This window comes from Paenibacillus sp. FSL R7-0333 (assembly GCF_038000365.1).
GTDB lineage: Bacteria > Bacillota > Bacilli > Paenibacillales > Paenibacillaceae > Paenibacillus_AQ > Paenibacillus_AQ silagei.
On the sequence record NZ_JBBOBZ010000001.1, the window covers coordinates 1,909,528 to 1,927,967 of the forward strand.

Annotated in this window: 14 protein-coding genes and 1 pseudogene; 13 read left to right on the top strand and 2 right to left on the bottom strand. The window is 54.1% G+C overall.

Annotated elements, in window-relative coordinates; translation table 11 throughout:
• Positions 1 to 67: 67 nt before the first annotated feature.
• Together MKY86_RS07810 and MKY86_RS07815 are read left to right on the top strand one after the other, a co-directional pair.
• On the top strand, positions 68 to 1,633 hold the full coding sequence (locus tag MKY86_RS07810; protein WP_076079116.1) for a glycoside hydrolase family 43 protein: 1,566 nt from the start codon (positions 68 to 70) through the stop codon (positions 1,631 to 1,633).
• Between the two features lie 30 nt (positions 1,634 to 1,663).
• Complete coding sequence (locus tag MKY86_RS07815) at positions 1,664 to 3,115, top strand: glycoside hydrolase family 28 protein (protein ID WP_076079115.1); 1,452 nt, start codon at positions 1,664 to 1,666, stop codon at positions 3,113 to 3,115.
• Between the two features lie 25 nt (positions 3,116 to 3,140).
• Here MKY86_RS07815 and MKY86_RS07820 read toward each other — a convergent pair whose 3' ends face one another.
• Positions 3,141 to 4,010 carry a helix-turn-helix domain-containing protein gene (locus MKY86_RS07820; RefSeq protein ID WP_076079114.1) on the bottom strand — a complete coding sequence of 290 codons (870 nt, stop codon included), beginning with the start codon at positions 4,008 to 4,010 and terminating at the stop codon, positions 3,141 to 3,143.
• A 74-nt stretch (positions 4,011 to 4,084) separates the two neighbouring features.
• Between MKY86_RS07820 and MKY86_RS07825 the strand changes: the two genes are divergently transcribed.
• From MKY86_RS07825 to MKY86_RS07840, 4 genes and pseudogenes are all read left to right on the top strand, one after another.
• Complete coding sequence (locus MKY86_RS07825; RefSeq protein WP_076079113.1) at positions 4,085 to 4,975, top strand: pectinesterase family protein; 891 nt, start codon at positions 4,085 to 4,087, stop codon at positions 4,973 to 4,975.
• Between the two features lie 56 nt (positions 4,976 to 5,031).
• The gene (locus MKY86_RS07830; protein ID WP_076079112.1) at positions 5,032 to 6,066 is read left to right on the top strand and encodes a dienelactone hydrolase family protein; all 1,035 of its coding nucleotides are present in this window, start codon (positions 5,032 to 5,034) and stop codon (positions 6,064 to 6,066) included.
• Positions 6,067 to 6,101: 35 nt separating this feature from the next.
• Entirely contained in the window at positions 6,102 to 7,229 is a 1,128-nt protein-coding gene (locus MKY86_RS07835; RefSeq protein WP_076079111.1) for a glycoside hydrolase family 88/105 protein, read from the top strand.
• 1 nt (position 7,230) lies between these two features.
• Positions 7,231 to 7,428, top strand: a pseudogene (locus MKY86_RS07840) (phosphoribulokinase); the annotation flags it as partial.
• A 74-nt stretch (positions 7,429 to 7,502) separates the two neighbouring features.
• Here the strand turns inward: MKY86_RS07840 and MKY86_RS07845 are convergent.
• A complete protein-coding gene (locus MKY86_RS07845; protein ID WP_076079110.1) occupies positions 7,503 to 7,994 on the bottom strand; it encodes a DinB family protein in 492 nt (163 codons plus the stop codon).
• Between the two features lie 289 nt (positions 7,995 to 8,283).
• On the opposite strand from MKY86_RS07845, the gene MKY86_RS07850 reads away from it, so the two are divergent.
• The 7 genes from MKY86_RS07850 to MKY86_RS07880 all read left to right on the top strand — a co-directional run bounded on the left by MKY86_RS07850 (position 8,284) and on the right by MKY86_RS07880 (position 18,174).
• The gene (locus MKY86_RS07850; protein WP_076079109.1) at positions 8,284 to 11,310 is read left to right on the top strand and encodes an S-layer homology domain-containing protein; all 3,027 of its coding nucleotides are present in this window, start codon (positions 8,284 to 8,286) and stop codon (positions 11,308 to 11,310) included.
• Between the two features lie 356 nt (positions 11,311 to 11,666).
• The gene (locus MKY86_RS07855) at positions 11,667 to 12,416 is read left to right on the top strand and encodes a response regulator transcription factor (RefSeq protein ID WP_076079108.1); all 750 of its coding nucleotides are present in this window, start codon (positions 11,667 to 11,669) and stop codon (positions 12,414 to 12,416) included.
• Complete coding sequence (locus MKY86_RS07860) at positions 12,413 to 13,348, top strand: sensor histidine kinase (protein WP_076079107.1); 936 nt, start codon at positions 12,413 to 12,415, stop codon at positions 13,346 to 13,348. The genes MKY86_RS07855 and MKY86_RS07860 overlap by 4 nt, the downstream gene beginning before the upstream one ends.
• A 104-nt stretch (positions 13,349 to 13,452) precedes the next feature.
• Entirely contained in the window at positions 13,453 to 14,370 is a 918-nt protein-coding gene (locus MKY86_RS07865) for an ABC transporter ATP-binding protein (RefSeq protein WP_076079106.1), read from the top strand.
• Positions 14,363 to 15,055 carry an ABC transporter permease gene (locus tag MKY86_RS07870; protein ID WP_076079105.1) on the top strand — a complete coding sequence of 231 codons (693 nt, stop codon included), beginning with the start codon at positions 14,363 to 14,365 and terminating at the stop codon, positions 15,053 to 15,055. Before MKY86_RS07865 ends, MKY86_RS07870 begins: the two co-directional genes overlap by 8 nt.
• A 241-nt stretch (positions 15,056 to 15,296) precedes the next feature.
• Positions 15,297 to 17,123, top strand: coding sequence for a PAS domain-containing sensor histidine kinase (locus MKY86_RS07875; protein ID WP_076079104.1), 1,827 nt, complete (start codon positions 15,297 to 15,299; stop codon positions 17,121 to 17,123).
• A 250-nt stretch (positions 17,124 to 17,373) separates the two neighbouring features.
• Positions 17,374 to 18,174, top strand: a complete 801-nt coding sequence (locus tag MKY86_RS07880) for a class I SAM-dependent methyltransferase (RefSeq protein ID WP_076079103.1) — start codon at positions 17,374 to 17,376, stop codon at positions 18,172 to 18,174.
• Positions 18,175 to 18,440 lie beyond the last annotated feature (266 nt).

Below are 18,440 nucleotides of genomic sequence, written 5' to 3' on the forward strand. Positions count from 1 at the left end.
GGTTATGCTTTCCTATCGTTGATTGAGTGTTTGTACATAATGCCCGTGTGAAGGAGGACTTCCGAATTTGAGAACATTCCGTAATCCGGTGCTGCCGGGCTTCTATCCAGATCCTTCGGCCATCCGTGTAGGAGAGGACTATTATCTGGTCACTTCAAGCTTTGAATTCTACCCCGGGGTTCCGATTTTCCACAGCAGGGATCTTGTCCACTGGCGCCAGCTGGGCCATGTGCTGGACCGTCCGTCCCAGCTCAATCTGGACGGAATTCTCCCGTCGAGGGGGATTTGGGCGCCGACCCTCCGGTATCATCAAGGTCTCTTTTATATGATCACAACGTTCGTAGATAATCACAAGGACCCGCATAATTTTTATGTCACATCCGCCGATCCGGCGGGAGACTGGTCAGATCCGGTCTGGCTGGAGGATGCGCCCGGCATTGATCCCTCGCTGTTCTTCGATAAGGACGGCAAGGTCTACTACACCGGTAACCGGGTGCCTCCCGGGGGCCAGGATTATCCGAAGCATATGGACATCTGGCTGCAGGAGATTGATCTGGCGCAGGGCAGGCTTACCGGCCCGAAGCACAGTCTCTGGCAAGGTGCGCTGAAGACAGCGCATGCCCAGGAAGGGCCGCATCTGTATTCCATTGGAGAATGGTATTATCTGCTGATCGCTGAGGGCGGCACCGGCCATACCCATGCGGTAACGGTTGCCAGAAGCCGGAACGTGACGGGGCCTTATGAGGGGCACCGGGCCAACCCGATCCTGACCCACCGCCATCTCGGCAGGGAGTACCCCATAGTGAATACGGGGCACGGGGAACTTGTCGAGACGCAGCATGGGGAGTGGTGGATGCTCTGCCTGGCCTCCCGGACCTGCGGGGGATATTACCGCAACCTGGGCCGGGAGACCTTCCTGGCTCCGGTCAAGTGGGAGGACGAATGGCCGGTAGTGAATCCCGGCAAGGGCGTACTTGGGCTTGAGGGGCCAGCGCCGGATCTGCCGGTGACGCAGTGGCCGCTGCTGCCGGTGCGTGATGATTTTGCTGACGGGGAGCTTAGCCCCGTCTGGAACTTCCTGCGCACGCCGCGCGGTGAATTCTGGAGCCTCAGCGAGCATCCGGGACATCTGCGGCTGCGGCTGAAGCCGGAGGTGCTTGCAGAGACCGGCAATCCGGCTTATATCGGAAGACGGCAGCAGCATCTCAGCTTCAGAACCGCAGCGGAGATGCGCTTCCAGCCGGAGGCCGCAGGCGAGAGCGCCGGACTGGCCCTGATCCAGAATGCGGATAACCACTTCCGCTATGAACGGGCGCTGGAGGATGGCAGGCAGCTGCTGAAGCTGACCGTGCGCAGCAGAGGAGCTGAGCAATTGCTGGCCTCTGCGCCTTATCCGCTGGATACCGTACAGCTTAAGGTAGAAGCTAGGGGGCAGGATTACAGCTTTTATTATAGAGCTTCAGGATCAGACACCTGGACCGCACTGCATGAAAAGGCTGACGGCCGGGTGCTGAGCACGGATTGGGCCGGAGGTTTTACAGGGGCCTATATCGGAATGTATGCCAGTGCGGGCGGAGCACAGAGCAGCAATGTTGCGGATTACGGCTGGTTCAGCTATGAAGAGCTTGAATAGATCTTGATTAGACAGAGATGGAGGAATACGATGAATAATAAATATGATTCCGAAGTTTATCCAATCCCGGAGCTGCCGCAGATTCCGCAGCGGACCTTCCGTATTACAGACTATGGGGCAGAAGCTGAAGGGCTGCTCTGTACATCTGCTATACAGGATACCCTGGATGCCTGCGCAGCTGCGGGAGGAGGAACGGTGATCATCCCGCCTGGAATCTGGCGTACCGGGCCGCTGACGCTGCACAGCCGGATCAATCTGTGTGCCGAGCGGGGGGCACTGGTATGCTTTGAACCCGACTATTCGCGGTATCCCCTGCTGTTCTCCCATTACGAAGGGACTGCCGGCTGGCGGTGCCAGGCTCCGCTGGACGGAGAGGATCTGAGCGATCTAGCCATTACCGGTGAAGGCATCTTCGATGGCAGCGGTGAGGCCTGGCGTCCGGTAAAGCGCTTCAAGCGGACGGAACTGGAGTGGAATAGCCTGCTTGCCTCCGGGGGGGCCTTGGATGAACAGGGCGAGATCTGGTGGCCTTCCAAGGAAGCGCTTGCGGGAGAAGCCTGTTATCTGAGCCTGAAGAAAAAAGGCGAGACAGCAATGAAAGCCTACCTCCCTGCCCGTGCGTATCTGCGTCCAGCGCTGCTGAGCCTGCGGAATTGCCGTAGAGTGCTGCTGGAGGGGCCGACCTTTCAGAATTCTCCTGCCTGGTGTCTGCACCCCATGGGCTGTGAGCAGGTTACGATCAGACATATTCAAGTGCGCAATCCGTGGTACTCCCAGAACGGGGACGGGCTGGATCTGGAGTCCTGTACACATGCGCTGGTCGAGCACTGCGGGTTCGATGTAGGCGACGATGCCATCTGTCTGAAATCGGGCAAGGATGAGGAGGGCCGCCGGGCAGGAAGAGCTTGCCGATACATTACGATCCGCCATTGTACGGTCTATCACGGGCATGGCGGGGTAGTGATCGGCAGTGAAATGTCGGGCGGTGTACATGCCGTCCGGGTGAACGACTGCGTGTTCATGGGTACGGACATCGGGCTGCGCTTCAAGAGTACCCGGGGAAGAGGCGGCGTAGTAGAGGATATCCGGGTAGAAAATATACAGATGTCAGGCATCGTCCATGAAGCGGTCTCCTTCCACCTGTTCTATGCCGGGGTTGAGGGATCTGAGGGCTATGATGAGCAGGAGTTCCCGGTCACGGAGGAGACTCCGCAGTTCCGTAACATTACGCTGCGGAATATGGCCTGCCACGGGGCGGCAACCGCGCTGCTGGTGAACGGGCTGCCGGAAATGCCGCTTGCTGCGCTTACGGTGGAGAATTTCAGCGCCATAAGCAAGCGGGGAATCATCCTGCGCCATGCCGCAGGTCTGAAGCTGGACCGGATCAGGCTGCAGACGCAGGAGGAGCCGCAGGTACAGATGCATAAGTGCAGTGATGTTGAGCTTGTCCGTTCAGGAGAGCTGGCCATCACAGAGCATTAAGCAGAGGTACGGGGCGGAACGGATACTACCCTCCAGACTCCGGTGCAGGCAGTGCCCCCGCTTCCTTGCGGTACTGGAGCGGGGTCAGGCCGGTTGATTTCTTGAAAGTTTTATTGAAATGGGACAGATGCTCGAAGCCGACTGCCCCTGCAATCTCCTGGATTCTGGCGGGGGTACCGGCCAGCAGGCGCTGGGCCTCGCGGACCCGGATATGGACGATATATTCCCGGAAATGAAAGCCGGTCAGGCGATGAAATACCCGGCTCAAATAGGACGGACTGATGAAAAAGTCCTTGGCGGTCTCTTCCAGCGTAAGCGCTTCCCGGTAATGGGCACGGATATAGGTGGCGACATCGGTTACCAGATGGTGCAGCGGATGGCGGGTCCCGCCGGACTGGGCCGTGCTCTCCGAACGCTGGAGCAGAATCATCAGCTCAGTCAATAGCGCGGTGACACAGGCTTCGTACAAGGGCCGCCGGAGGCGGGATTCCTCCAGCATGCGGTTCAGCAGGGACTCCGCTTCATTCTGCTCGCGCAGGGTCAGCCTGAACAAGCGGTAGCGGCGGCTCTGGAACCACTGCTGCTCGTCCCTCAGCACCGGGGGCAGCAGCAGCGGGTCATAGTTGATCAGAATCCGCTCGAACTCAGCCTTCTCAGAGCTAGCCGTGGAATGGAGCTCGCGGCCGGGAATCAGAATCAGCTCGCCTTTGTGAACCGTAACCACCCGGTCGTCCACGAAATATACACGCTCCCCGTCCGTCAGATAATACAGCTCCGTCCATTCATGGCTGTGGGGGCGCGGCATGGCAGTGATGCCTTTGCGCTTCATATGCTGGATGCTGAAGCGTCCGTCTTCAAGATAATATTTGGGATTAGGGCCAGATACGCTGTTCATACATCTCCTCTTCTCCTGGAAGCTGTTACGGTTATTATAGAATACATTCAGGTTGCTGTGAAAGGAGCCGTTCAATGTTAATGATAGTCTCGAAGAATGCCGGAGAAGGATTCAGCAGTTTGCAGGAGGCGCTGGATTCCATTCCGCCGGGGGAGTTGCAAGCCGTAACCATACGGATTAAGCCCGGGATCTATGAGGAAAAGGTTAAGATCGCCCGCGAAGCCCCGCCCATCCTGCTGCTGGGAGAGGATCAGCATTCCACCATTATCTCGTGGAATGATAATGCCCATACGCTCGGCGCGGACGGTGAACCGCTGCGTACCTTCCGCACCGGGACGCTGAACGTGTTCGCAGAAGGCTTCACTGCCGAGAATCTGACCATCCGCAACACTTCCGGCCCGGGAACAGGACAGGCGGTCGCGGCGTTCGTGGATGCCGGGCAGGCTGTGTTCCGGCGTGTACGTCTGTTAGGGGACCAGGATACTCTATATACCGGGCCGGGGCGGCAATATTATGATGATTGCTACATTGAGGGGGATGTGGATTATATTTTTGGACCGGCCACCGCGTTGTTTGACCGCTGCCATCTCCATAACAAGCGCTCCAGAGGGTATATCACAGCTGCTTCAACGCCGGAGGGAGCCGCCTTCGGTTATGTGTTCCTGGATTGCCGGATTACCGGCGGCGAAGGGGTAAGTGAGGTCTATCTCGGACGCCCTTGGCGCCCTTACGCGCATGTCGCCTTCATCCGCACGGTGATGGACGGATCGGTGACCGGAGAAGGCTGGCATAACTGGGGGCAGCCGGACCGGGAGCAGTCCAGCCGCTATGAAGAGTACGGCAGCAGCGGCCCGGGCGCTTGCCCCGAAGGCCGGGTGGCGTGGTCTCGCCAGTTAACTGCGGAGGAAGCTGCACAGTACCGGATCCTGTCTGTGCTGGACGGCTGGCATCCCGAGGGCTATTAATCACTTGGACCGTGGTACACCCGGACCCAGGCATTCAGGATTGGAGGATTTCCCTGATGGAATCACTTGAACAATATATCAATCAACTGACGGCGTCTGCACCGCGCAGCTCTGCCTTCAGCGCAGACCTTCCATTCGGACAATGGAGGGCATCCCTTACCGCGAGGTTCATAGAGCGGCTGGGCGGATTCCCTGCTCAGAGGGCGGCACTTGAACCGGTACGGCTGGAGCGTACAGTCTGCAGCGGATATATCCGTGAACGTATAGAGATCACCACCTATGAAGGACTTAGAATGGCCCTGTATCTCCTGATCCCGGAAGAGCCGGTAGGCTCTCCCTGCCCGGCTGTGCTGGCTATTCACGGGCATGGCTACGGCAGCCGCGAGATTACCGGCTTGAACCCGGACGGGTCGGAGCGGACGGGGGACCCGGGACTGCATAAGGATTTTGCCATCTCTCTGGTGAAGCGGGGCTTCGTCGTTGCGGCTCCTGAGGTACTCGGATTCGGAGACAGGCGTCTGGCTGAGGATCTTGCCAGCGGCGAGCCCGGACGTAATTCCTGCTTCCGCCTGTCCGCGGCGCTGCTGATGACAGGGCAGACGATGGCAGGCTTCCGCATCTATGAGACGATGCGGGCGCTAGATTATCTGCAGCAGCGGGATGAGGTGGACGGTGAGCGGATCGGCATTATGGGCATCTCCGGCGGCGGGCTGGTGGCAGGCTTCACGGCTGCACTGGATGAACGGATCAGCAGTGCGGTGGTCAGCGGCTACGCCAATACGTTCCAAGACAGCATTCTCACCCGGCATCATTGTCTGGACAATTACATTCCGGGCATTCTGCTGGAAGCGGAGATGCCGGATCTGCTGGGACTGATTGCTCCGCGCGGGCTGTTCCTGGAGGCGGGGGACGCTGACCATCTGTTTGGTCCCGCCGCCGCGAGGCAAGCCTTGGACCGGCTGGAGCTGATTTATGCGGCAGAAGGCCATGACGGGCGGCTTGCGGCGGATTTTTTTACAGGGGGTCATGAGATTCATGGGGAACCGGCGTATGCGTGGCTGCTTAAGCAGCTTGCCGGTCCGCAGGAGTAGGGTAACAGGTAGCGCAAACGACAGGAGGAATAGAGATGTCTATATCAGAAGCAGTAAGCACAGGCTTATCCCGCAGAATTGCGGATACTTTCATCGGTCAATGCAATGAACAAGGGGAGCACGAGTATGTAATGGAGCGCTGGGCATATGTTCCCGGTATGCTGCTGATGTCAGTGGCCCGGGCCGGGATGCAGCATAGCGAGCCTGAGTACCTCTCGTTCATGCAGCGGCATATGGACAGCTTCATCGGGGAGGACGGGGCCATCCGCTCCTATTCGCTGGAGGAATATAACCTGGATCAGATCAATCAGGGTAAGAATCTGTTCTGGCTGTACCGTCAGACGGGCGAGCAGCGCTACGCGGAAGCCGCCCATCTGCTGGCAGCGCAGCTCATCGGACAGCCCCGGACCTCTGAAGGCGGCTTCTGGCATAAGAAAATATATCCCTTTCAGATGTGGTTGGACGGATTATATATGGCTTCGCCGTTCCTGGCCGAATACGGGGCGGTCTTTGGGCGTCCGGAGCTGATCGATGAAGCCGCCCGTCAGCTGCTGCTGATTGAACGCAGAACCCGTGATCCGCGTACCGGCCTGTTCTATCACGGCTGGGATGAATCCGGGGAGCAGGAGTGGGCGGACTCGTCCACCGGATTGTCCGCTCATTTCTGGAGCCGGGCGATGGGCTGGTATGCGATGGCTGCCGTGGACTGCCTGGAGCACTTCCCGTTGACCCATCCGCAGCGGGGAACGGTGATGGGGATTTTTCAGCGGATGTGCGGTGCGCTGGTTGAGGTGCAGGATAAGGAGAGCGGCCTCTGGTATCAGGTGCTGGATCAGGCGGGACGTAAGGGCAACTACCTCGAAGCGACAGGCTCCTGCATGTTCGTCTATGCGATGGCCAAAGCCCTGCGTCTGCGTTATCTGGAGCCTTCCTTCAAGGCAGCGATGCTTCGGGGCTACGAGGGAATCCTTAAGCATCTGGTTACCGAAGACGAACAAGGTGTTCATCTGCACCAGATCTGCCACGGGGCAGGCCTCAGCAATGACCGCAACGGCTCCTACGATTACTACATTTCCGAAGCCGTTGTATCAGATGTACCTATGGGGGTAGCGCCGCTGCTGCTGGCTTCTCTTGAAGTGGAGAGGTATGTTGCCGGGCAATAGGCTGTATGACCTCAAAGTATACCTGCACACGGATGGGGAAACCGAGCTGAGGCGCAGGGGGATCCGGGATGTGGCTGAGCGAGGCACGGATATCGGATACTTAATGAAGTCCCATGAACAGCGCAGAATTCAGTATGAATTATTCATGCATCCGTATCATGAGAATTTCGATATTGTGATCAGGAATCAGGAAGCTTAGTTTCTGTCCACAAGTAGGTTAAAAAGCTGCGGCCCCATCTATCCAGATTTCAGTGGACAGACGGGGCCGCAGTTTTATGATTTAGGGACCGCAACTGATGCTGCATACTTGTCTATCTGCTTCATGTGATGCTTGTCGTGGGAGATGAAATCTCTCAGATACCTGCGGATGTTGAATTTCTTGCCGTCCCCATCAGGATGATTCTGTTCCAGCGCCGCATCGCTGAAAGAGGCCGCTAGCCCGGTAATCTTGGTCCGGTACAGGACGAATTGCCGGATGGCTTCCTGCCGGGTCACAGTTCTGGCGTATAGAACCGCATTGGCATTGAATGTATTGAAGTCGAGATGTGCGGCTGTCAGCGGCAGGCCTTCTTGAATTTTGACCAGGGCCTCCTCATAAAAGTATTTGTCCCACAGCATGATGTGGCAGAGGACATCCTTCAGGGACCATTTCCCGGCCTCCAGCGGAGCCTCCCAGTCTGCATCTTCCAAGCGGTCCAGCGATTGAATATAGGTGATGAACGATTCAAATTCAAGAATGAGCTGCTTATTGGTTTTGGCTGCCATGATCATTCCGCCTTTTCTGTCAGATTGAATACGAGATTCTATAACTCATTATAATATGAGAAACTGGACGACAGCCTGTCAGGTTCATAGAATCCATAGACTGGATGATAAATCAGTCATTAGGAGGTTTTTTTCACTTTCCTGGTTAGAAAATAAAATCCGGAAATATACCAATCTTTTACTAGAATCATGATATAATTTTAACGGATTAATAGGGCTTAAGGATTAGATAGAGCAAGGAAATTTATAATTTGTATGCTTTTATAACTACATTGTCGGGGGAATCAGTTTGTTTATTAAAAGAAGTGCAAGAAAAAAAGTAATCGCTGGAGCACTCGCCATATGTCTTGCGATATTGCCGGCAGGCGCAGCTTTTGCGGGTAATGCGCCGGATCTGGCAGGAAACTGGGCGAAGGATCAAATCAGCAGGTGGATGGATCAAGGTCTGATCTCCGGCTACCCGGATGGTGAATTTAAGCCGAATAACCTGGTGACTCGGGCCGAATTAACGGTTTTGATTAATAGGGCTTTTGGATTCACTGAAACGAAAAAAGCTAATTTTAGCGATATCTCCAGCAGTAAATGGTATTATTCAAGTATTTTGCAGGCTAATGCAGCAGGTTACATTCAAGGCTACGAGGATGGGACCTTTAAGCCTGATCAGAAGATCAACCGTCAGGAACTGGCTGTTATCATTAGCAAGTTGCTCAAGCTGACAGCACCGGCTGCGGCTCCTGAGTTCGGTGATATGACTAAGAGTGCGGATTGGAGCAAAGGTGCTATCGGGGCTGTAAGCGAACAAGGTATCATGACGGGTTCCGGTGATGGGAACTTTCGGCCCCTCGCTTATGCAACCCGGGCAGAGACCGTAGTCATTTTGGATAGGGCTCTATCGGTGCTAAATGCAGATTCCGATGAATATGTAATCATCTATGAAACACCAGGTATATATGGTCCGTTGTCAGGAATGTCGGAAGTAGACAGTGATGTAGTGGTCAGCGTGCCGGGTATCACACTCCGTAATATGAATATCACTGGAGATCTGCTGCTGGGAGAAGGCATAGCTGAAGGCGATGTGCGGCTCCAGAATGTAACAGTAAGAGGCAGTACCGCAATTGAAGGCGGCGGGCCTAACAGTATTCATCTTGCGGATTCCACACTGGGTTCTGTGCGTGTTGACAAGGAAGATGGCAGTGTAAGAGTAGTAGCTGAAGGAAAGACCCGAATCCAGAATCTTCAGATTCAGTCCGCTGCTGCCGTTGAATCCCTCGCCGGAGCTGAGATCAGCACTCTCACGTTATCTCCTGAAATTCCAGCGGATGCCCGCATTCTGTTGACCGGCAGCTTCAAGGCTGTAAATATTCTTGCATCACGCCTTAACATCGAACTCAGCGGGGGCACTGTGGAGGCAGTCAATCTTGATAAAACAGCGGGCAGTAATAAATTGTCCAATAGCAGCAATATCAAGTCCATGACAATGAACGCCGGTATACAAATATCAGGTAAAGGCAACATCGGGAATGCGGTTGTCAACGCTTCGGGCATTACAATGGAGAATGCTCCAGGTAAACTTACGATCGGCACAGATGTTCCGGCAGATGTGAAAATAAATATAGCCGGTTCTGATCTAACGGTTGCTGCGTCTTCGGCGGCCCCAACAGCGGCCGTACTAGTTGGCGGCGGGGGAGGAGCTGGTGGAGGCGGCAGTACGGCAGAAACTCCGGCGCCAACGGCGACGCCGACACCAATAGCAACGCCAGAACCGACGGCAACGCCGACACCAATAGCAACGCCAGAACCGACGGCAACGCCGACACCAATAGCAACACCAATACCAACGGCAACGCCAACACCAGTAGCAACGCCAATACCAACAGCTACAGTAGTACCCACAGCGGTGAATTCACCGTCGCCATCCCCATCCCCATCCTCGTGGCCGGTAGTAACACCCATAGTAACACCTGGGTCAACGGTTGCACCTACACCGCCCATTGTAAATCATGGGGTTGTAAAAGGTTTCATTGAGCGTGCAGACGGGAAGGCTGCTGATTCAGGTATCTTGTACTTAGAACGGGATAGCGATCATATGATTTACACCGCTGCACTGACGAACGGGGAATTCTCAATAGATTTGCCGGATGGGCCGTACAAGATTTACTCGCTGCGTTCCACAACTACACAAGAGATCATTTCACTCTACTATATGTTTTACGTTATGAATGGCAAGGCAGATAGAGAAGTGCATATTCTCATTCCTGAGCAGCAGTCAGGTACGATACAGTATTCGGACGGGACTGTAGTTGAGAATGGAGAAATAATTGTACAGCGCCTGGACAGCGGGCCGCTTGGCTGGTATAGTGCCGAAATCCAAGCAGGCAACTTTAATTTTTATTTACCGGACGGTCATTATAACGTAGAAATGTTAATCTATGGTGAAACCAACAATCAATTAAGAATTAATTATTTATTTGAGGTCATTGACGGCAAGAGCAATCTGGATATAAAATTGCCTCCAAAAATTGAAGGAAACATTAGCTTCGTGGATGGCTCCCCGATTGACGACGGATGGCTGGAAATTAGAGAAATGAATGCTCAGAATTACGGGATTTACAGGGTCCCTGTGGTTGCAGGTAAGTTTGATCTTTATTTACCGGATGGCGATTATAACATTGGGGCGTTAAACACTGACGAGGCAAGAACTATAGATTTGCGTACGCAGATAAAAATTGTTAACGGTGAACCTGCCGCCGGGCCGATTGATATTAAAGTACCTTTAGCAATATCAGGCAAGATATATAATGAGGACGGAACTCCATACGCTGGTGGAGTATTAATAATCGAAGAGGTGGGTACTGCTTCACCGCTTCTATATTCGGCCACTATTAAGAAGGGTATGTTTGATTTCTATCTGCCGGATGGCGCATACCGTGTACGTCTTTTAGCAGAAGAAATGTACTCCAGCTACAATGCCAAATTCCCGTATTACAGGTTTTCGGTGCTGGATGGACAGTCAGATCCGCGTGAGCTTGTAATTCATTTGCCGGCGAATAATGTCACCGGTACTTTGAAATATGAAGATGGGACCGCGCTGCCGGACGGCTATATTGAATTAGGCAGTGGTCTTGACGGTATGGATTATATCAAAACGGTTGAGTTGAAAAACGGGGTTTTCGGTGCTGATTTTCCGGATGGGGAATACGATGTATTCATCTATTGGGACGCCAAGCATCAGAAGAGGATCGAAATCAATTGTAAATTTAAAGTTAAAGAGGGCTTGCTTGTTGATCCCCTCGATATTATTTTGACTAAGGAATAATAAACGAATACAGCAGATGATCTGGAAAAACAAAGCAGCGCTTCTCCCGTTACAAGAGAGCCGCTGCTTTGTTGCATGCAGTACTGGGTCACTGTTGTAACGCCAGTCCTCCGATAGCTCTCTTTTTAGTAGAATCGCGTCCGCAGCATTGGTATACTTTAACAAAGCTCCATCCAATCATGAATTCTAAGGTGAATCAGTCACTTGTAAAAGATATGTTGAACGGTATTGCCATCGAAATCAGCGATTTTGGCTCGTAGCAGATTTATATAATCGGGCTTGTAGAGGCCGGTGTTAGTTTTTTAGTGCTGCCTGCTGCTACAGGCGGCGTCAAATAGGAGTACGGGAGGTTCATTATGCAACAGAGGGTGCTGCTGATCGAGGATGATGAAGCGATCAGCGAAATGGTCCATTCTTATCTGACCAAAGAGGGCTATGAGGTGGAGATCGCATATGACGGGGACATGGCAGTGAGCAAGTTCCTGGGCGGCCTTACTTACGATCTGGTATTGCTGGATTTGATGCTGCCCAAGCGCAGCGGGACGGATGTGTTGCAGATGATTCGCAGCGGCAGCCTTGTGCCGGTGCTGATTATGTCGGCGAAGGACAGCGATGTGGACAAGGCGCTGGGGCTGGGCTTCGGCGCGGATGATTATATTACCAAGCCGTTCTCGATGATTGAACTGGCGGCCCGGGTGAAGGCGGCGATCCGCCGGGCGGGGTATGCTGCATCTGGAAGCCAGGCTGCTGCCGCGAGCGGGGTGCAGGATGGCGGAGAGACACAGCCGGAGAAGCCGAAGGGAATCGAGCTGCGCGGGCTGAGTGTGGACCTGGATAATTTCTCGGTGCGGAAGAACGGGCAAGAGCTGAAGCTGACCGCCAAGGAGTTCCACATCCTGAAGCTGTTCGTGAGCAGTCCGGGCCGGGTATTCACCAAGGCGCAGATCTACAGCCAAGTCTGGGAAGAGGATTATTATGGCGATGAGAATGTAATTAATGTACATATGCGCAGATTGCGCGAGAAAATTGAGGATGATCCCTCCCATCCGGAGTATATCAAAACGCTGTGGGGGATCGGCTACAAGCTGGGGGATGTGCTGCTGTGATCATTCTGTTGCTGGTTCTGCTTGTACTGTTGCTTGTGGTCACTACGTTACAGTTCTTGAAATCACGGCAGCATGCCCGCCAGTTGGACTACATTCACTATAAGCTGGAGAGCATTATAGAAGGCGGATCGCATGAGCGGCTGCTGCTGATGAGCAGCAGTCCGCAGGTGCAGCAGCTGCTGACCGACCTGAACCGGCTGCTGGATGTCAATCATCAGGGAGCGGCTAAGCGGAGTAAGCTGGAGCAATCCATGCGCGGAATGCTGGCGAATGTGTCGCATGATCTGAAGACGCCCCTGACGGTGGTGCTGGGCTATATTGAGACGCTGCTGCATGATGAGGCGATATCCAAGGAAGAGCAGGAACGGATGCTGCGGACGATTCATACCAAGGCAGGTGAGGTCATTGTGCTGATGAACCGGTTCTTTGATCTGGCGAAGCTGGAGTCGGGGGACCGGGATATCCCGCTCTCGCGGGTAGAGCTGGGCGAGATCTGCCGCCGGAATATTCTCTCCTTCTATGATCTGCTTAGTGAGAGCGGCACGGAAGTGCAGATCGAGATCCCGGAAGAGCCGCTTCATATCATGGGCAACGATGAGGCACTGGACCGGATTCTGACGAATCTGCTCTCCAACGCGATTACCTACGGTAATGCAGGGGGAGTGCTGGGGCTGAAGCTGTATCCGGACGCCGGACGAGTCTGCATAGAAGTGTGGGACCGGGGCAAGGGCATCGCCGAAGGCCACGAGGATAAGGTGTTCGAGCGGCTGTACACCCTGGAGGATTCGCGTAACCGCGACTATCAGGGCAGCGGCCTGGGACTGACGATTACGAAGCGGCTGACCGAGCAGATGAACGGGACTATTTCCCTGAGCAGCCAGCCGAATGTGCGTACGGCATTTACGCTCTCTTTTCCCAGACAGTCCTTCTGAAGCTTCTTAAGAATTAAGTAAGATTTCAGTAAGAAAAAAGCAAATTCCGCCCTGTAGAATAAATACCAGGAAGAACAAGACGATGCTAAAGGGGATAACGGAAAATGACAACGATACTCCGGACATGGGATCTGACCAAGGTCTATGAGGATAAGGAAATTGTTAGCAGTGTGAATATGGAGATTAAGCAGGGTGAAATTTACGGGTTCCTGGGACCGAACGGCGCCGGCAAAACAACGGTGATGAAAATGATCACGAATCTGGTGAAGCCGACGGCGGGCGAGATTGAATTTGCCGGGGAGAAGATGACCCACCGCTCTTACGATATGCTTAAGCGCATGGGCAGCATTATTGAATACCCGGTGTTCTACGACAAGCTGAGTGCCCGCGAGAATCTGGCGCTGCATGGAGAATATATGGGCTTTTATGATGCCAATGCGATAGAGGAAGCGCTCGAATTAGTGAAGCTGAGAGCCGTGGACAGCAAACCGGTGAAGAATTTCTCCCTGGGGATGAAGCAGCGGCTGGGCATTGCCAGAGCGGTCATGACCAAGCCGGAGCTGCTGATCCTCGATGAACCGATTAACGGGCTGGACCCGCTTGGAATCAAGGAGCTGCGCGAGGTGTTCCGTATGCTGAGCCGTGATTATGGCATGACCCTACTGATCTCCAGCCACATTCTGGGTGAAATCGAACAGATTGCCGACACGATCGGCGTAATCCGTGAAGGAGTGCTGGTGGAGCAGGTGGCAATGGATACGATCCGGAGCCAGCAAACCCAGTATATCGAGCTGGTGACCAGCGAGTGCACGAAGGCCGTCTTCGTCCTGGAGGGGAAGCTGGGTCTCCGCAATTACAAGGTGCTTGACCCGCGGACCATTCGTGTCTATGAAGACATCCCGCAGCTAGAGCTGAGCCGGGCCCTGTCCGCAGCAGAGGTGGAGCTGGAGAGTATGAGCAAGAAGCATCATTCGCTGGAGGATCATTTTGTGGAACTGATGGGGGGCGTCAACCATGTTTAAGTTAATCCGGCTGGAGCTGCGCAAGAGTAAATTCACTTTTCTTAAGGGCGTGCTGATTGCGGATCTGGCCATTCTTACTGCTATGATCTTGCTGATTTTTACAGGGATGGATGATGGGGAATTCGATACTTATGGCGAGATTTTTCAAGGAGTATTCATATTTGTAAAAGCGACTTATATCGTCTTCGCCTCTGTGTTGCTTAGCAAGCTGGTCATCGACGAATACAAAAACAATACGATTACTGTGTTGTTCACGTACCCGGTACCGCGCAAAATGCTCATGGCCGCCAAGTTGATCATTGTCTTTTTGTTTACCTTCTTCGGCATTTTGCTGTCGGATATTGCCATCAGCAGCCTTCTAGCAGGAAGCTTGTATGTGTTCCCGAATGTTATTCAGGAGACATTGACCCGGGAGCTGATTACTACTCACCTGCTCAGCGCGGGGACGGATGCGCTATACGCGGCAGGCATCGGGCTGATTCCGTTATACTTCGGGATGCGCCGCAAATCTGTATCCGCCACGATTGTGTCCGCCGTGTTGATCGTCTCGCTGATATCCTCCGGCAACAGCTTCGGCGGCTTCCGCATGGGGGATGTGTTCGGGATTTCGATCACGCTTGCCTTGGCCGGTATGGCGATTGCCTACCTCTCCATCCGCAAGATCGAGCATCAGGATATAAGCTGAGGCTGCCGGAATCGAAGCCGGTCCACTCTTAGAAATGCAGCAGACAGTGCGGTCCTCCTGAAGGATTTGCACTGTTTTTGTTGTTGTACAGCCTGGTTAGTGCTATGTTTTTCTGGCGACCGCTAACGTTTTTTTTGCTATAATAGGAACTAATTCAGAGAATTCTACATAATCAGAGCGTTTCTGCAGTCTTCGGACGCTAACGATAGCAGGGTTGAAGGAGCAGCGGAGGAGGTGGGCTATGCTTAAGGACTGGGCTTCTATTTTGGACAACGCGCTATCTGGTGAAAGTGCTTATAGGGCGTTGTTCGATCATCATCCGGACTTCATCATTGTGCTGGACAGGCAGGGAAGGTACAGGGACAGCAACCGGATGTTAAGTGCCGAGGAGGCAGGCAGACTGAACGATTGCCGGATGCATCCGCCCGGTGAGGCTCATTTCGCAGCTGCCCTGGCCGGGATTACATCGAGCTTCGAGCTGGCCGTGGAAGCCTCGGAAGGACATGAAGATACGGGGAGAGGGACCGGCGGTGCTGAGTCTGGGGGGAATTATGGTGCTGGAAGTGCGGGAAGTACCAGTGCTGGAAATGTGGTAAGTGCTGGTGCTGGAAGTACTGAGAGTGCTGAGAGTTCTGGGAGTTCTGGAAGTGCCAAGGGAACGGGAAGTGCTTGCGGTTCAGGGGTTACGGTACGCTATGTGCCGCTTCACACAGACGAAGGCATTGCCGGTGTATTCGCTATCCTCCATGATCCGGGGAACCAGCCCCTGTCCAGTCTGCTGCATAGCTGGGTGAGCATGAGCAGCAGCCTTGCGGCAGGTGCTGAGCGGAATGTGCAGGCAGGAGACGAGCATTTTGCGTATGCGGATGAAGTGGCCGCCGCGAAGGATGACGAGGAGCTGCCGCAGGCCGAATTCGTGTTCGAGATGGCCGAGGACAAACGGCTTAGCCTCATTCTGAACTCCGTCTCTGCCGGAATCTTCGGCCTGGACAACCTCGGCCGGACCATCTTCATTAACCGTGAAGGGGCAGAGATGCTGGGCTACGAGCCGTCAGAGCTGACCGGGCTGCCGATGATGGAGATAATCCATTACATGCATGGAGGCGCGCCCCTCCATTCTCTGCTGGAGTGTCCCATCACGCTTACCCTGCAAGACGGAGTTACCCGCAGCAAGGCGGATGAAGTGTTCTGGCGCAAGGATGGGACCAGCTTCTTCGTGAATTACCGGATCGCTCCGCTGCTGGACAGAGGGATGATCTGCGGTGTGGTTATTTCCTTCAGCGATATTACGAACGAGCGGGAGATTCTCCGCGCCAAGGAATCGGCAGAGCGGGCCGCACAGGCCAAGTCGGATTTCCTGGCAATGATGAGCCATGAGATCCGTACGCCGATGAACGGAATGATCGGTATGGCCGACCTGCTGCTGGAGACCGAGCTTGGGGAGGAGCAGCGCAGCTATGCCGAGATTCTGCGCAGCAGCAGCTACAGCCTGCTGCAGATTCTCAATGACATCCTTGATTTCAGCAAGATGGAGGCGGGCAAGATGCCGCTGCAATCCGAACGCTTCGATCTGCGGGAGATGCTGGAGGGCATTATTGATCTGTTCACTCCAAAGGCGGAGGAGAAGAAGCTCTCTTTGCGCTGGTGGGCAGATACCAGTGTGCCGGACATCGTCACGACCGATCCGAGCCGGCTGCGCCAGATTATCGTCAATCTGGTCGGCAACGCGCTGAAATTCACCGATCGGGGCAGTGTCACCTTGTCAGTCAAGAACATCCCGCTGCCTGCCTCACCGGAATATCTGCTGGAGTTCTCGGTCCGTGATACCGGTGTAGGCATTGCCGACAGCAAGCTGAATCTGCTCTTCCAGTCCTTCTCCCAGCTGCATCCGTCCATTAACCGCAAATACGGCGGAACCGGACTGGGACTTGCCATCTGTAAGCAGCTCGTGGAGCTGATGGGCGGAACGATCTTCGTGGAGAGCGAGGAGGACCGGGGATCGATCTTCCGGTTCATGCTGCCTTTTATGAAGGAAGAGGCGGAGCTGGAGCCGGAGTTACTCTCCTGAGGGTTAACCGGAGCCGGGGGCTGACGCTCACTTGTGTTCTCGTATATCGAGGACAATCACCTGTATTCTCAACTATCAAGCCAGACAACCCGTTCCCCAAGATACAGTGGGGCGGGTTATTTCTGTTCGTTATATCGACTTTAACGCATGGGTAGCGCAAACCATTGGATTTCTGCTTGTTGCATTATAAGCGGATTATAGTAAAATCAGAAAGTGCCATTTCCAAATTCTTCTTACAAGGGGGAGTAACATGCAGGAACAGATGTCGCGTGCGAATAAGGCGGCTTGGGAGACGAAAGCATATCAGGCTTGGACACAGCATCATGGTTCACCTGAGGAGCTTGCAGTGCAGCTGCAGCAGGATCCCGCACATACGCTGCGGTATTGGCTCAAGTACACAGGCGATCCGTCAGGCTTGAAGGTGCTGAATCTGCTCGGCTCTCACGGCAGGAAGGCTATTTGCTTCGCTCTTCTGGGGGCTGAAGCCACGGTTGTAGACATTTCGGAAGAGAACCGCTTATATGCCTGCGAGGTAGCGGAAGCAGCGGGGGTGAAGCTGGATTACATCTGTGCAGACGTCATGAATATCCCCGAAGAAGATGCTTTGGGAACGTTTGACGTGGTGCTGATGGAGTTTGGGATTTTGCATTATTTCACTGATTTGAATGCGGTGTTTGCCTTGGTCCGCAGACGGCTGAAGGCAGACGGACGACTCCTGCTAACCGACTTCCACCCGTTCGCCAGGGCATGGCTGACCACGAAGACGCTTCAGCATCCCACCGGCAATTATTTTGACGATACGCTTAGAGAAAGTGAAGTTGCGTTCGCCAAGCTGCTTCCTGAAGAGGAGCGTTCCGGCTTAGGACAAGTGGTGGTGCGGAGCTGGACGCTGGGGGATATCCTCACCTCTGTCGCTTCGCAAGGGTTATATATCCGTACTTTCGAAGAAATCAAGAGTGCCGAGCACCCGGGATTCCCTCAATTCTACACGCTGGTTGCCGATGCTGTTGAGGGGCCGCTGATCCCGTTATATCCCGGTACAACAACTTAATTCAATCGCATACACAAGAAAAACAGCAGGTCCCCTCGAAGGGCCTGCTGTTTCTTGTTGGCAGAATGTAATCGAAAAACCGACCACAATGGGTGGCACGCAGGCGCGTAGTCCAAATGTAATCGAAAAACCGACCACAATAGGGGGTACGGTGGTGCGTGGGCCAAATGTAATCGAAAAACCGATCACATTACGCAATCGTGAGGCGAGTGGGCCAAATGTAATCGAAAACACTACCTGACCTGATGCCAGCTGCGGGGCCCACC